General features: G+C 68.8%; 11 protein-coding genes. 2 read left to right on the forward strand and 9 right to left on the reverse strand.

Annotated features, from left to right (window positions below; genetic code table 11):
• Window positions 1–24: 24 nt before the first annotated feature.
• The 4 genes from GON09_RS17815 to GON09_RS17830 all read right to left on the reverse strand — a co-directional run bounded on the left by GON09_RS17815 (window position 25) and on the right by GON09_RS17830 (window position 4,083).
• The gene (locus GON09_RS17815; RefSeq protein WP_213932944.1) at window positions 25–1,203 is read right to left on the reverse strand and encodes an N-acetylmuramoyl-L-alanine amidase; all 1,179 of its coding nucleotides are present in this window, start codon (window positions 1,201–1,203) and stop codon (window positions 25–27) included.
• Between the two features lie 135 nt (window positions 1,204–1,338).
• Complete coding sequence (gene trxA / locus GON09_RS17820; protein WP_016931535.1) at window positions 1,339–1,674, reverse strand: thioredoxin; 336 nt, start codon at window positions 1,672–1,674, stop codon at window positions 1,339–1,341.
• Window positions 1,675–1,717: 43 nt separating this feature from the next.
• On the reverse strand, window positions 1,718–2,683 hold the full coding sequence (gene trxB / locus GON09_RS17825) for a thioredoxin-disulfide reductase (RefSeq protein ID WP_213932945.1): 966 nt from the start codon (window positions 2,681–2,683) through the stop codon (window positions 1,718–1,720).
• A 200-nt stretch (window positions 2,684–2,883) separates the two neighbouring features.
• Complete coding sequence (locus tag GON09_RS17830; RefSeq protein WP_213932946.1) at window positions 2,884–4,083, reverse strand: NADH:flavin oxidoreductase; 1,200 nt, start codon at window positions 4,081–4,083, stop codon at window positions 2,884–2,886.
• Window positions 4,084–4,188: 105 nt separating this feature from the next.
• Here GON09_RS17830 and GON09_RS17835 point away from each other — a divergent pair, with 105 nt between their 5' ends.
• Window positions 4,189–4,746, forward strand: a complete 558-nt coding sequence (locus GON09_RS17835; protein ID WP_213932947.1) for a TetR family transcriptional regulator — start codon at window positions 4,189–4,191, stop codon at window positions 4,744–4,746.
• Window positions 4,747–4,763: 17 nt separating this feature from the next.
• Here GON09_RS17835 and GON09_RS17840 read toward each other — a convergent pair whose 3' ends face one another.
• The 5 genes from GON09_RS17840 to GON09_RS17860 all read right to left on the reverse strand — a co-directional run bounded on the left by GON09_RS17840 (window position 4,764) and on the right by GON09_RS17860 (window position 13,132).
• Window positions 4,764–5,489, reverse strand: coding sequence for a hypothetical protein (locus GON09_RS17840; RefSeq protein WP_244865553.1), 726 nt, complete (start codon window positions 5,487–5,489; stop codon window positions 4,764–4,766).
• A 54-nt stretch (window positions 5,490–5,543) separates the two neighbouring features.
• Window positions 5,544–6,092, reverse strand: a complete 549-nt coding sequence (sigM, locus tag GON09_RS17845; protein ID WP_213934510.1) for an RNA polymerase sigma factor SigM — start codon at window positions 6,090–6,092, stop codon at window positions 5,544–5,546.
• Between the two features lie 142 nt (window positions 6,093–6,234).
• A complete protein-coding gene (murJ, locus tag GON09_RS17850; protein WP_213932949.1) occupies window positions 6,235–10,053 on the reverse strand; it encodes a murein biosynthesis integral membrane protein MurJ in 3,819 nt (1,272 codons plus the stop codon).
• Entirely contained in the window at window positions 10,050–12,530 is a 2,481-nt protein-coding gene (locus GON09_RS17855) for a DUF6049 family protein (protein WP_213932950.1), read from the reverse strand. Before GON09_RS17855 ends, murJ begins: the two co-directional genes overlap by 4 nt.
• Window positions 12,527–13,132 (reverse strand): NUDIX hydrolase, encoded by a 606-nt coding sequence (locus GON09_RS17860; protein WP_213932951.1) that lies wholly within the window; start codon window positions 13,130–13,132, stop codon window positions 12,527–12,529. Before GON09_RS17860 ends, GON09_RS17855 begins: the two co-directional genes overlap by 4 nt.
• A gap of 75 nt (window positions 13,133–13,207) precedes the next feature.
• Between GON09_RS17860 and GON09_RS17865 the strand changes: the two genes are divergently transcribed.
• Entirely contained in the window at window positions 13,208–14,662 is a 1,455-nt protein-coding gene (locus tag GON09_RS17865) for a CCA tRNA nucleotidyltransferase (RefSeq protein ID WP_213932952.1), read from the forward strand.
• The last annotated feature ends 70 nt before the right edge of the window (window positions 14,663–14,732 follow it).

Here is a 14,732-nt window from a genome sequence, read left to right on the forward strand (position 1 = left end):
TTTTCTCGTCTGTGCGGGGGCCGGTCAGCGGCTGTCCGAGATGGAGAGCTCTTCGGCGAGCAATTCGGCGAAGGTGTAGGTGCCGGTCGGCTGGTCGTCCTGGCCGAGCAGGTACAGCCGCTTCACGGCGATGAGGATCGCCTCGGCGATGATGTCGCGGCTGCGCGGATCGGCGAGCAGCGAGGCGTCGTGCTCGTTGGTGAGGTAACCGAGATCGATCTGCACCGTGGGCATGTTGGTCAGGCGCAGCAGGTCCCAGGTGCGGCCGTGGCTACGGCAGTCCTGCAGGGTCGTGCGGGCGACGATCTCGCGCTGTATGTAGCCGGAGAGCACCTGGCCGATCATCGACTCGGAACCGTGCGAGTTGCCGTAGTGGAAGCTCGCGATTCCGTTCGCCGCAGGGCTACGGCTCGCATCGCAGCGCAGCGAGATCATGAGGTCGGCGCCGAAGGCATTGGACGTGCCCGCGCGTTCGATGTCGGTCGGATTCATGTGGTACGGCCGCGACAGGAAGGTCTCCATGCCTGTCGCCGCCATCCGGCCCTCGAGCCGGCGTGCGAGATCCCACAGGATGTCGGCCTCAGAGATGGGACCGTGAGGGCTCGGCACGATGATGCCGTGGGTGTTGCCCCCGAGACCGGGATCGATGACGATGCGCTTGCCGCTGAGCTGCGGCCCGGAGCGGCGGACGATCTCTTCCTCGCTGATCGCGTGGGGCGAACCGCCCGATACGCGGGTGCCGAGCAGTTCGAGCGCGCGCAGGGTCTCGGCACCGCAGATGCCGTCGGAGGCGAGGCCGATCTCGCGCTGGAAGGAGCACAGCCCTTCGTGCGTCTTCGGACCGAAGTAACCGTCCACCCGGTCGACGTAGAAACCGAGATCCTGCAGACGGGTCTGCAGGGCCGCGACATCGTCTCCGTAGAGCGGAGCGGAGAGCTGATACATCAGGGTGCGCGCACCGAGCTTGTACGACGCTTCCTTCAAGGAGCGATAGGTCGCGGGGCCGACGATCCCGTCGACGAGCAGACCGCGTTGCTGCTGGAACGCACGCACAGCTCCGTCGAGTTCACGATCGAATGGGACGTCCGATCCCATCCAGTCACCCGATTCCTCGGGCACGTTGTGGAGGAAGCCCAGGCCGGCCAAGGTGCTCCGGATCTCGGCGACAGCCGGACCGTGGTCGCCGTGACGAAGAGGGCGCATGTATCGGGCCTTTCCGTGCTGACCGGATCGGTGCCCGGCATGAGGGGCTGGGCAGCATCGAACGGGGGGTGGATGAAGGATGTGCCCGTGCAAACGGGCTCACGGGCACATCCGAGCGTTGATCCTGGGACGGTACTACAGGACGTCTGCGAGGTCCCGAAGCAACGCCGCCTTGCCCTTGGCCCCCACGATCGTCTTCGTGGGTTTGCCGCCGGAGAAGAGGATCATCGTGGGGATCGACATGACCTGGTAGTCGCGGGCGGCCGACGGATTGGCGTCGATGTCGAGCTTGGCGACGGTCAGCTTGTCGCCGTGCTCGGCCGCGATCTCCTCGAGAACCGGAGCGACCATTTTGCACGGACCGCACCAGGTGGCCCAGAAGTCGACGAGGACGGGCTTCTCGGACTGCAGTACGTCCTCGACGAACGACGAGTCGGTGATGGTGACGGTGTTGGCGTTGTTGTCGGCCACGTAGGTCTCCTGAATCTCGGGATGGAATGTGGAAGGGGGTGGATCAGGCTTCGGCGAGCGTGGGAGCCGCGACCTCGCGGTTCGCGACCAGCCAGCGCTCTGCGTCGATGGACGCCGAGCATCCGGTGCCGGCGGCGGTGATCGCTTGACGGTAGGTGTGGTCGACGAGGTCGCCCGCGGCGAAGACACCCGGCACGGACGTCGCAGTGGACGGCGCCGAGACCTTCACGTAGCCCTCGTCGTCGAGGTCGACCTGGCCCTTGACGAGCGAACTACGCGGGTCGTGGCCGACCGCCACGAACAGGCCGGTGACCGGGAGGTCGCTGCGCTCACCGGTGACCGTGTCCTCGAGGACGAGATTCGTGACGCTGTTCTCGCCCTGCACCTCGGCGACCTTCGCGTTGGTGACGAAGCGGATCTTCTCGTTGGCGCGGGCGCGCTCGAGCATGATCTTCGAGGCGCGGAACTCCTCGCGGCGGTGGATGAGGGTGACGCTGCGGGCGAAGCGTGTCAGGAAGGTCGCTTCCTCCATCGCGGAGTCGCCACCGCCGACGACGGCGATGTCCTGGTCGCGGAAGAAGAAGCCGTCGCAGGTGGCACAGGCGGAGACGCCGCGGCCGAGCAACTGCGACTCACCGGGCACGCCGAGATAGCGCGGCTCGGCACCCATCGCAAGAATGACGGCGTGGCTGCGGTAGGTCTCGCCATTGGCGACGACCGTCTTGACCGAACCCGTCAGGTCCATCTCGTCGACGTCCTCGGTGCGCAGATCGGCGCCGAAACGCAGTGCCTGCTCGCGCATCTGATCCATGAGCTCCGGGCCCATGATCCCGTCCTTGAAGCCCGGGAAGTTCTCGACCTCGGTGGTGGTCATGAGCTCGCCACCGAACTGGGTTCCCTCGAAGACGAGCGGGGAGAGTTCGGCGCGGGCCGCGTAGATCGCGGCGGTGTATCCGGCCGGTCCCGAACCGACGATGATGAGGTCGTGAATCGTGGGCGAGGTCGTCATGCGGCGGAGCCTTCCGGTTGGGTGATCGGGGGCGCAAGAACTGCCGGCGGTCCGGCCGAAACCGGACGGCAGCCTACAGATACTGTCAACACCAGGGTAAACGGTGTTGTTCCCCTCCGACCGTGCGTCCCGCCACAGACGCCCTGTACGGACCGGTCGGTCGCCCGACCGGTCCGCTCCCGATGCGAACCGGGACGGTCTCAGACCGCGCCGGGCACGTCCCGCAGCGTCTCGCGGATCACACAACGCGTGCCTGTGTAGATGGTCGGCATGCACTTGTTGCAGTGGATGCACAGACCTTCGTGTGCGGTCTTCTCCTCGAACTTGCGGACGAGATACGGATCACGCAGCAGAGCGCGACCCATGGCGACGAACTCGAAGCCTTCGTCGAGCGCCGTCTCGATGGTGTCGAGCCGGTTGATGCCGCCGAGCAGGATCAGCGGGATCTTCAGTTCCTCCCGGAACTGCCGGGCCATGGGCAGGAAGAAGGCCTCCTCGAACGGGAGCTTCGGGAAGATCTTCGGCCCGTACAGCTTCAGACCCCAGCCGACGACCTTCGGCTGCGACTCCTGGAATTCCTTCATCGGCACATCGCCGCGGAAGAAGTACATCCCGTTCAGCAGTGAGCTTCCGCCGGTGAGCTGCATGGCGTCGATGGTGCCGTCGGACTCGATGAGCTTGGCCATGGGCAGCGACTCGTCGAGCCACAAACCCTGGGGCACGCCGTCGGTCATGTTGAACTTCGCGATGACGGCCACTCCCTCCCCCACTGCCGTGCGGACGGCCTCGAGCACGCGACGAGGGAAGGCGGTGCGGCCCTCGATGCTGCCGCCGTACTTGTCGGAGCGCTTGTTGAGATTCGGACTCATGAAGGAGCTGAGCAGGTAGTTGTGGCCGAGGTGGACCTCGACGGCGTCGAATCCGGCCTCGACGGCGAAGCGCGCGGCACGTGCGTAGTCCTCGACCACCCGATCGAGCTGCTCGAGTGTCGCGCCGCGGACGAGCCCCATGGCGGGGGCGCTGATGCGCGTGGACGGCGCGAGCGTCTTCATCTTGTTGGAGATCTGGTTCGCGACGAGTCCGGCGTGGCCGATCTGCGCGGACGCCAGACCACCGGCGGCGTGCACGGCGTCGGTGAGCCGGGTCAGGCCGGGGACGGAGTCGGCGTCGAGTACGAGGGTGTCGCGGTGGACGCGGCCGTCGTGGGAGACCGAACAGTACGCGACGGTCGTGAGGGCGGTGCCGCCGCGGGCGACCTCGGCGTGGAATTCGACGAGTTCGTCGCTGACTGCGCCCCGGGGCATGACGCCTTCGAAGGTCGCCGCCTTGACGATGCGGTTGCGGAGGGTGAGCGGCCCGAGTCGGGCCGGTTCGAACACGGTGGGTCGCGGCGAAGACATGCCCCTACTTTCGATGCCAGTGGTACCGTAATTGCGCTTCGACTATAACGCTCGTCACACTCCGCGCCAGATCGATTCCCACTCGGTCCCGACATCACGGATCCCATGCCCAGCACCGCTCCGGGGCGCCCCCGCGACCCCCGAATAGACAACGACGTCCTCACCGCCACCCGCGAGATGCTCCGCTCCCACGGCTGGGACGGGCTGAGCCTGCGTGCCATCGCCGCCCGCGCCGGTGTCGGACGCGCCGCTCTCACCCGTCGATGGCCGACCAAGGCCCACCTGGTGCTCGACGCGCTGCTCGGATCGGCACCCGACCTGACGCCCTACGGCGGCATCGACCGGAAGGGCTGGATCGAATGGGTGGTCGCCGAGAGTATCGAGCTGTTCTCGCGGCCCGAGGTCCGCGCTGCGCTACCAGGGCTCCTCGCGGCGCTGCGCGACCACGACGACCTCCGCAACACGCTCTGGCGCACGTTCAGCGGGCCCAGCACCGCCCTGTTCGCCGACGGTGACGGTTCGGACGCCGAGATCGATGCCAAAGCGGTGCTCGTGATGGCGGCGGGGTCGGCGCTGTTCGCGGGACTCATCGCCGCGGAGGACGACACGCCGGCCCTGCGCACCCGAATCCTGGAGCTGCTCTCCACGGTCGCGGAACGCTGACCGGGCACTGCGCCGCCTCAGCCGATCGTCCTCCGGGCCAACGTTGCGGGATTGTCTGCGTCGCAGTCGATTCCGACCACCAGCGCTGTCAATGCGGGAGCGTCGGAGCCACTCATCAGGACGAGGACGGCATCGTCGTCCCCGAACCGCACCGTGCGCGAACCGAGGGGTGCTTGTCCGGAAAAACCGTTCGCGTCCAGACATTCCCGGAGGCGATCGGCGCCGCCGAGGAGACCGGGATCGGTCTCACCGATCATCGCCCGCAGGGTGGAGGGCTCGAGCAGGGCCTCGTCCTCGGCGGCCGCGACGGGAATCCGGGCCGGATCATCGCTGCCGAAAGCGGTTCCGCGCACGACCATCACGAGCATCACCGCCACCGCGGCCGCCACCCCCACACCGGCCATCGCCCACCATCGACGCTGCGCGAGCGTCCGGGACGGGGTGGGCCGGTCTTCCGCGAGCGCCGACTCGATCCGCGCGGCGATCTCGGGCGGAATCGATTCCTTCGACGAAGCATCGCGCAAGGCCGACAACCGTGCCTGCGTCGCGTCGAGCCGCGCCAGATACGCGACGGCCTCGGGGTCGCGACGTACGAGCGGCCACAACCGGTCCGCGAGCGCCTCGTCGAGGACACCCGCATGCAGATCGGCGAGCAACTCGGCAGAGTACGGCGGACGCATCCCGGCAGAGTACGACGGAGGCACCTCGGCCGAGTACGACGGACGCATCTCGTCCTCGTTCATGCGCGACTCCCCTCCGCGGCTCGGCATCCCTCACCAGAGTAAGACGGAGGCGGATCACAATCGGTTCCCGTCGGCACGAAGGTCGTCGAGGAGAACCGCGAGCCGGCTCCGCGCGCGGGCACACCGGCTCTTCACCGTGCCCTCGGGGATGCCGAGGCGTCGCGCTGCCTCCCGGACGGAAAAACCTTCGACGTCGACCGCGACGACGGCCGCCCGCTGCTCGGGTGGCAGTGTGAACAGGGCGGATTCGATGTCGAGTGCGATCTCGGCGTCGCGGATGGGATCGCGCGCCGTACGCAGGTCGTGCGAATCGTCCTCGAACAGCGGGACGGTCACGCGTACGCGATTGCGACGGATGCGATCGAGGCACGCGTTGACGACGATCGAATGCAGCCAGCTGCGTACCGCGGCGTCCTCCCGGAAGCTCGACGCCCGCCGATGCGCCGCCAGCAGTGCCTCCTGCAGGGCGTCGGCCGCGTCCTCGTTCGAATAACTGGTCCGCCGCGCGACCTGCCACAGATGATCGTGATGCCGTGCCAGCAAGGTGGAGAAGGCGTGCCGGTCGCCCGCGACGTGTGCTGCGAGCAGTTCGACATCCGACACCACACGATCGGACGCCACCCCGTCCGACACCTCACTGTCGTCGTTCACACCCCCGTCGGGCATGGCGACTTTTGCGATCCCCCCGAAAATTCGCACGCGCGGATGGTAGCCGATCCGGACGATTCCGCCCGGCTGTCCGCGGTCAGCGTGCGGTGGTGAATTCCACTTCGGAGATGGAACTCTTGTTGCTTCCGCCGCTCGAGCTCAGGTCGGTGATCCACAGCAGCACGTGCGAGGTCTGCCCGTCCGCCTCGACCGGGATGGTGGTCTCGCCGGAAGCCAGTGTGCCCGAACCGATCACCTGCGTTTGATCGAGCGACGTCGACTCGGAGGGAGCGCTGCGGACCTCGAGAACGGTGCCCGGCGTGTCGGTTGTCACGGTCACCGAGGAGAGCTCCGATGCGTCGGCGAGCGTGAACAGAAGTCCGACACCGTTCTTCAGCGACGGGAACGGATCGAAGTAGGCGTCGGTGCTCCACGAGGTGGACGGATCGCCGTCGATCGCCTGCGACGCGGTGGCGGGCGAGTCGGGTGTGCCTTGCGGGGAGAACACCGACACGGAGGTCGCCGAGACCGGAGCGGTCGCGGCGGGTCGCGGCGGCGCAGCGTCGGCCTGCTCGTCGCCCGGCCCGTCCTCTGCGGGTGCCTCGGCCGTGGGGGTCAGGCCGAACTCCTGGCTCGTCAGCGGAGCATCGTCGGCGTCGCCGGCGAGCAGGTTCGCGATCCACCATCCGATGAGCGCGAGCAGCAGCACCGTCGTGACACCGAGCGCGGCGAGCGCGGCGAGCATCCGCTGCGAGTGCTTCTTCTTCCGTTCCAGCGCTTCGGGATCCGCGAGCGCATGCGACTCGGCGGCGGCAGCGCGCTGCCCGATCCGCAGCGCCGGAATCATCTCGGTCTTCTGGTCGACGACCGAGGCCTGATCGAGGATGTGCTGCACGGTGGCTGCGGTACGGATGCCACCGTCTTCGGACAGGGCACGCACCGCGACCGCCGAGATCTCGAACGGGACATCGGGTCGCAGGACGCGCGGTTCCACCGGGACACCGTCCGCGTTGCGGTCGGCCTCCGGCATCCCGCCGATGGTGGCACCGCTGTGGTGCGGAACGGGGGCGCCGCCCGGAGCCGTCGGCTCGCCCAGCGGCCACCGCCCGGTCATGAGTCCGTAGAGGCTCGCGCCGAGACCGCGGACGTCGGCCATTGCGTCGGCATCGGAGAACGTCGTGGGGAAGGCCAACACGGCGTCGCCGGCGACACTGATCCGGATGCGGTCCGGGTGGTCGATCGACAGGGCGCTGCCCGCACGGTGCGTCGCCTCGGCCGCGGCCGCCAGGGCGCGGATCGCGCGGGCCGCACCGATCGGCGACGGCTCGGTGGTGGACATCTCCTTCAGCGACCGGCCGGGGGTCCACTCCGAGACGACGATGCCGCCGGAGCTGCCACGCACCACATCGAGGACGCGAGCGAGGCCGGGCGAGTTGATGCGACCGAGGCGCAGGGTGCGCGACAGCACGGCCTGCGGGGAGTCGGGCCCGGTGCCGTCGGCCGCGCGCTGTTCGGCGTCGACGAACGTCAAGGCGACCTCACGGTCGAGCTTGACGTCGAGTGCCTGCCAGAAGCGCAGACCGCGCGCTCCGCCGTGCGGCGCGAGAAGGCGGTAGCGACCGCCGGCGACCGAGGCGCCGGCGATGAGATCGGGACCGCGCATCGGGCGGCGCGGCTGGGAGGCCGGACCCGCGACGCGCATCGGCGGGAGCTGCGGGGATCCGACCGGGATGACACCCGTGTCGAGGTTCGGATCGCGCGGCGGACGGCCGCCGTCCTTGCCTGCGGGTGTCTGCCGCGCGGCGGCATCGATGGTGGACTTGCCGGCAGCGTGGTCGTCGCTCACCCTCACTCCTTCGTTGTCGACTCGTCCACTTCCGGTGTGCAGACGCGGGTCGCCGCTGGGGGCCGCGAAGAACCGTGGTCGCCGGCTCCCGGACCGTAGCTGCTGCTGATCAGGGTACGGGAGTTGTCCGTGCGCATTGCTGCGACCGGGCACGTCCCTGATGACGGGCATGACCTCTGTGATGGCGTCATAAGGTCCGACGCCGTACTCGCCGTAGTCGATACGCGGCAGGATGACGGTCTTCTCGGCATCCGATTCGGCGTAGCGCGGACGCGGGATGCGTGCGGGTGCCTCGGCGGCGGTGGTTCCTGTGTCGGGTTCGGCCGGTGCCTCCTCGACCGGGGCGGTACCGCGCAGCGCCGCGACCTTCCGTCGCACGGCGGCCTCGATCGCGAGGATCTCCGGCACCTTGAGCAGGTACATCCCGACGAGGGCGACGAGCACCATCAGCACACCGTTGAGCCCGACCCGCACCAGCGAGCCGATGCCCCCGAAGCGGTCGGCGAGCGCATCGAGTTGCAGGAGACGGTCGGTCACCAGGACCACGACCGCCGCGGCCAGCGACGCGAGCACGACATGCCAGACCGTGCGGCCGACGTTCGCCATCTGCAGGTTGCCGAGCGTGCGGTGCAACAGATAGCCGCCGATGAACGCTCCGACGGTGAACGCCACACCGGTGGCGGCGCCGAGGAGCAGCACCACCTGCTCGTCGTTCGCCGCCACGACGGGTGCCAGTGCGGACAGGCCGATCTTGACGGCGGTGATGCCGAGGATGATCCAGGTGGGTGTCCAGGCCTGTTCACGTGCGTAGAACACGCGCAGGTGGATGAGTACCAGGGCGTACGGGATGAGTGTGAACGCCGACCAGCTCACCGCCTGGCCGAGACGTTCGGCGTTGCTGCCGCCGAAGTTGCCGTAGCCGTACAGCGCGGCACCGACCTGCGAGCCCGCGATCGTCAGGAAGGTGACGATCGGGATGAGCGAGATCATGGTGAGGCGGGTCGCGACGGACAGGTCGTCGACGACGGCCGGGGTGTCGTCCGCGGCGGCGTTGCGGCTCAGCCGCGGCATGATCGCGGTGAGCACGGTGACACCGAGGACGCCGTAGGGCAGCTGCAGCAGCAGCCACGCGTTGTTGTAGATCGCGGGACCTGCCTCGTCGGCGCCCGACGACACGCGAGTCGCGAAGACCATGCCGGCCTGGCTGATCAGCACGTACAGCACGATCGCGGCGGCCATGCCCCCGAACTGCCGGAGCCGGTCGTCGAGGCCCCACAGCGGCCTGAGATTGATGCCCTCGCGGCGGAGCGCAGGTACCAGGCACATTGCCTGCGTGATCACGCCGAGAAGCACACCGACACCGAGGACGAGCAGTTTCGGATCGCTCATCCGTACCGGATCGAGGGTGATCTCACCCGGCATCAGGTAGTAGATCACCAGCACGGTGAGCACCACGAGGTTGTTGCACACCGGCGCCCACGCGCCCGGCTTGAACACCTGCCGGGTGTTGAGGATGCCTGTGAACAGGCCCGACAACCCGTAGAACATGATCGCGGGCAGGAGCAGGTACGACAGCGCCGTGGTCAGCGACGTCGACACCTTGCCGGACTCGTCGAGGAAGACGTGGGTGGTGAGGACCGGGGCCGCGGCGACGGCGAGAACTGTGGCGGTACCGAGCAGCACGAGCGCCGCGGTGAACAACCGGCGGACGAAGGCCTCACCGCCGTCGGGATCTTCCCTTTCGGCCCGTACCAGCACCGGAACGACGATCGAGGTCAGGACGGCACCGAGCACCAGCTCGGAGATCATGTTGGGGATCTGGTGCGCCACGGTGAAGGACGACGCGACGCTCGCACCGAGCAGGGTGAGGATGAGCAGCTGTTTGAGGAATCCGGTGATGCGGCTGACCAGGGTCGCGACGGCGATGGAGCCGGTCGCCGCCAGTAGGCTCTGCGGCCTGCGGCGACCCGCACCGGCACCCGTGACGTCCGGTGAGGTGGTGGTGGGAGAGTCGGGCGGGCCCGGGTTCGGGTGTGTCTCCACGTCGTCCCGTGTGGAGTTCCCGGTCATTTCTCATACCCTTCGTCGGCTGGGTCCGGCTCTCCCCGGAACCGGTGCAGAAGTCGCCTGCCCGCCAGGAACAGCAGGAGTGCTCCTGCACACCCCGTGACGACGGCGAGGATCTGGCCGTACGCATTGGAACGTACCGTCACCGTCGTCGGGCTGCCGAGAGGCAGGCCGGAGTCGGTGGTGAGCGCGAACTCCAACCGGAGGTTCCGTGAGTCGCTGATCTGTGCCGGCACCGTGAGGGTGCGGCTGCCGCGCGGCGGGAGCGGGGTCGGCCCGATATCGGTGATGTCCACTGTGTCGGGCACGTCCACCTGCAGTCGCACGGTGATGCCCACGGGCAGGTCGTTGCGCGCCGTCAGCAACAGCGGACTCTGTTCGGACGTCAGGGTGTAGACACCGCCGGTCGAGATCACCGTCACGGCGTCGTAGATGTCGTCGACGGCCTCCCGCACCTCGGTGGCGCGGTGCTCGCCGGTCGCGTAGGCGCCATCGGCGTCGTCGCCGCGACGACCGGCCAGGGTCATCGCGCGCAGCAGGTCCTCGCGCAGCGGGGCGGTGAACTGCTGCGGGGTCAGCTGGGCCTGCGGGTCCTCGACCAGCGCGGTCTGGATCGCGTCGAGACGGCGGATCTGTTCGTCGGCCTCGGAGACGACGGCGGCCGAGGCACCGTCGGTGATCGCCTGTTCGGGATAGACGAGCAGCGAGGCGGTCGGGTCGTTCGCGGTGCTCGCGGCCGCGTCGACGAGTGCGGCGAGGGGGCGGGGCGTGGTCAGACCCGACCGGACGAGTGTGGACAGCATGGACAGCACGGCGGCGGCGTCGTCCGGTGACGCCGACCAGTTCTGCGGTGGCGCGAACAGCACCGATCGACCCGTGGCCGGCGGTGCCGTCCCGGTGGCCTCGCTGACCGTCGGCACCAGGGCGGGCCAGGCCAGCGCCCCGAGGGAGTCCTGCAGGCGGGCCGTGGAGGAGTCGCGGGAGAGGTCGTAGCGCGCCGCGGTGGGGACGAAGGACGGTGTCTGCGGGTCGGTACCCATTCCCGCCAGTGCCGCGGAACCGGACGAGTCGAACAGGGCGGCGGTGAGGCCGGAGACACCGGAGATCCGGAAGCCGTTGCCACCGGGCGCGGTGGACGCCGGTGTCGTACCCGCGAGCAGGGCGCGACCGCCTTCGACGGCGTTGTCGGACAGCAGAGCGGTCACCGGGCCGTCGGCGGTGAGCATCGCTCCGGTCTTCTCGGTGAGGACTCCGGAGTCGGGCCACACCACGCGCGGGGTCGAGGTGATGCCGAGGATCGAATCGACGATCGCTGCCGGCGACCCGAGCGCCGATTCGGTGAGTGACGAGTCGGCGAGGTCGGCGAGGGCGGTGAGATCGACCTGGGCGAACGGCACCGCCATCGTGCAGGTCGTCGCGGCGAGGGCGCGCAACCGCTCGAGCCAGGCGACCGCAGCGTCCGTGCCTGTTCCCGGCCGCGCGTCGCCGGTCGGTTCGTCCGGGTCCTCGACCACCAGATAGTCGCGTGTCATGTTCGCCACGGTCACGAGGAGATCCGGGTCCACGGCCAGGCACAGTCCCTCGAGGACGCGGGGCTCGGTGCGGGCGGTGTCCTCGACGGCGCGCAGCAGGCCGTCCAGCCGTCCGCCCTCGGCGAGCGAGACGGCGAGGGCGTCGTCGATCAGGCGTACGGGTTCGGCGCCGGAACCGGCCACGCCGGCGGCGAGCCGGGGCCGGTCGGCCAACGGCCACAGCATCGTGACGGCGGCGGGGCGGGACACATCGGGAGGCACGGCGGGGAACGGCTTCTGGTCGCTGTCGAGCAGGCCGTCGTCGGACGAGCGGGTCGTGCCCCGCGACCCGCCGTTCCCGGTTTCGGTCTCCTCGGTGACCTCGTCGCTCGCGGGAACCGCGAGCACGGGCAGCAGGAAGCGTGCGTCGTCGAGCCGGGCCGCCCCGCCGTATTCGGGGACCCCGTTGACGTTCACCAGCAGCGGGTAGACACCGGGAGCATCGATGTCGAGCGAGGGAATCAGGTCGGAGCGCAGTGGCAGTTCGAGTTCGAAGTCGGCGCGCTCACCTTGTTCCAGCCTGTCGGCGACCTCCTCGAACTCGCCGACGGTGTCGAATCCGGCCTGGTCGAGGGACAGCGAGGTGCGCAGGGCCGTGGAATCCGAGATCACGGGTGCGCGCTGCAGTCGCACCCAGACGTCCTCGACGTCCCGGTCGCCGATATTCGTCACCGTGCCGCGGACCGTGACGACGGACCCGCTCGTGAGTGTGACGGTCTGCGGCGTCACCTCGTCGATGCTCAGCTCGAGGAAGCGCGGCTGATCGGGGTCGGTCTGCGCCGCGGCCGGATTCGCCGCCGCCGTCGGGAGAAGAGTCGTCGGCAGGAAAGGCGTCACACCTGCCGTTGTGAGGACGAGTACGAGCACGGCGAGCACCGCGGCGCCCGCCCGGGACACCACCACCGTCATCCGCGTGGGGCCCCCGGTTCGTCGACATCGGGCAGTCGCTTCTGATCCATCTCGGCGATGAGCCGATCGGCGATGTCCGCGAGCTTGCGCTCGTCGGCGTATGCCAGGCGGGTCCGCAGTTCCCGCAGCGGCACCCACGCCACCTCGGTGACCTCGACGTCCGCGTCGGAGAGTTCTCCGCCCAGATAGCGCAGCAGATAGTGGTGCACGGTCTTGTGGACCCGGCGACCTTCGGTGACGAACCAGTAGTCGATGCTGCCCAACTCGGCGAGGACCGTACTGCGCACCCCGGTCTCCTCGTGGACCTCGCGCATCGCGGTTTCCTCGGCGGTCTCGCCCTGCTCGATGTGGCCCTTCGGCAACGACCACAGCAGGCGGCCCCGCCGGTCGGTGCGGCCGATCAGCGCAGCGCAGAGTTTCTCGGGTGGACCTCCGAGTCCGTCGACCACCAGACCTCCTGCGGAGGTTTCGCGGACGGTCCGCATGCGGGGTCCGGGTGAAGCGGACGAACCGGGCGAAGCGCCGTGAGCGGTCTTCTTGGTGCCCGCGCCACGCCGCCGCGAGCTGCGGCGGTTACGGTTGGCACGTTCGGCGGGCGACACCTCATAGATAGTAGATGGACCGACGTCGGTCCCGGCTCAACCACACGAACGTGCTGCTCGGTAAGGTGCAAAGACGTGAACTCCCCCACCGCGGACACCGACCGTCGCACCCGGCTGCTCGCCGGAGCCGAGGCCACTCTGCGTGATCTGTCCGACATCCTCGCCCCGCTGGGTGCGCGGTTCGCCGACGCCGGCCACGAGCTGTATCTCGTCGGTGGCAGCGTGCGCGACGCGCTGCTCGGTCGCCTCGGCACCGATCTCGACTTCACCACCGACGCGCGTCCGGAGGTCGTGCAGGAGCTGCTGCGCGGATTCGTCGACCATCAGTGGGACACGGGCATCGACTTCGGCACGATCAGTGCGGTGAAGGGACTCGAGCAACTCGAGATCACCACCTTCCGCAGCGACGCCTACGACCGTGTCACGCGCCACCCCATCGTGAAGTACGGCACGAGTCTCGAGGACGATCTCGTGCGCCGCGACTTCACCGTCAACGCGATGGCCGTGCGCATCGGCGCGGACGGCGCGGGCGAGTTCGTCGACCCCCTCGGCGGCATGGACGCCCTGCTCGCCGGCGTGCTCGACACCCCCGCGAAGCCCGAGGACTCCTTCCACGACGACCCGTTGCGCATGCTCCGTGCGGCGCGCTTCGTCTCCCAGCTCGGATTCGCCCTCACCGAGCGCGTGCACACCGCGATCGTCGCCATGGCCGACGAGATCCTGCGGATCAGCGCGGAGCGGGTGCAGGCCGAGCTCGACAAGCTGATCCTCGGCGAATACCCGATCGAAGGTATCGACACGATGGTCGAGACGGGGCTCGCGCAGCGGGTGATCCCCGAGATCCCCGCGATGAAGCTCGAGATCGACGAGCACCACCAGCACAAGGACGTCTACTGGCATTCGCTGACCGTCCTGAAGCAGGCCATCGACCTCGAGGACGGCGACCCCGATCTCGTCCTGCGGTGGGCCGCCCTGCTGCACGACATCGGCAAGCCCGATACCAAGCGCAACGAGCCGCACGGCGGCGTCAGCTTCCACCACCACGAGGTGGTCGGCGCGAAACTCGTGCGCAAGCGCATGCGCGCGCTCAAGTACTCGAAGCAGATGATCGAGGACGTGAGCCGCCTGGTGTTCCTGCATTTGCGCTTCCACGGGTACGGCAAGGGCCAGTGGACGGATTCGGCGGTGCGGCGCTATGTGCACGATGCCGGGCCGCTGCTGCCGAAGCTCCACAAGCTCGTGCGCGCCGACTGCACGACCCGCAACAAGCGTCGTGCCGCTGCGCTGCGAGCCACCTACGACGGTCTCGAGGAACGGATCGAGCGGATCGCCGCCGAGGAGGATCTCGCCAAGGTGCGGCCCGACCTCGACGGCAATGCGATCATGGAACTTCTCGGGATCCCCGCAGGTCCGGCGGTCGGCAAGGCGTGGACCTTCCTCAAGGAACTCCGGCTCGATCGTGGTCCGCTCGAGCGCGACGAGGCCGAGGCCGCGCTGCTCGAGTGGTGGGCGCAACAGCAGAAAGCCTGACCTCACACCGCCGTGACGGCGTCACCTCACACCGCCGTGACGGCGTCACCTCACACCGCCGTGAAGCCGA

Source organism: Rhodococcus sp. B50 (assembly GCF_013602415.1).
GTDB lineage: Bacteria > Actinomycetota > Actinomycetes > Mycobacteriales > Mycobacteriaceae > Rhodococcus.

Excerpts from the sequence above, each read along its gene's own strand:
- GON09_RS17830 (WP_213932946.1), bottom strand. The coding sequence starts at position 4,083 with ATGTCTTCGCCGCGACCCACCGTGTTCGAACCGGCCCGACTCGGGCCG.
- GON09_RS17815 (WP_213932944.1), bottom strand. The coding sequence starts at position 1,203 with ATGCGCCCTCTTCGTCACGGCGACCACGGTCCGGCTGTCGCCGAGATC.
- murJ (WP_213932949.1), bottom strand. The coding sequence starts at position 10,053 with ATGACCGGGAACTCCACACGGGACGACGTGGAGACACACCCGAACCCG.
- GON09_RS17835 (WP_213932947.1), top strand. The coding sequence starts at position 4,189 with ATGCCCAGCACCGCTCCGGGGCGCCCCCGCGACCCCCGAATAGACAAC.
- trxB (WP_213932945.1), bottom strand. The coding sequence starts at position 2,683 with ATGACGACCTCGCCCACGATTCACGACCTCATCATCGTCGGTTCGGGA.
- GON09_RS17840 (WP_244865553.1), bottom strand. The coding sequence starts at position 5,489 with ATGAACGAGGACGAGATGCGTCCGTCGTACTCGGCCGAGGTGCCTCCG.
- GON09_RS17855 (WP_213932950.1), bottom strand. The coding sequence starts at position 12,530 with ATGACGGTGGTGGTGTCCCGGGCGGGCGCCGCGGTGCTCGCCGTGCTC.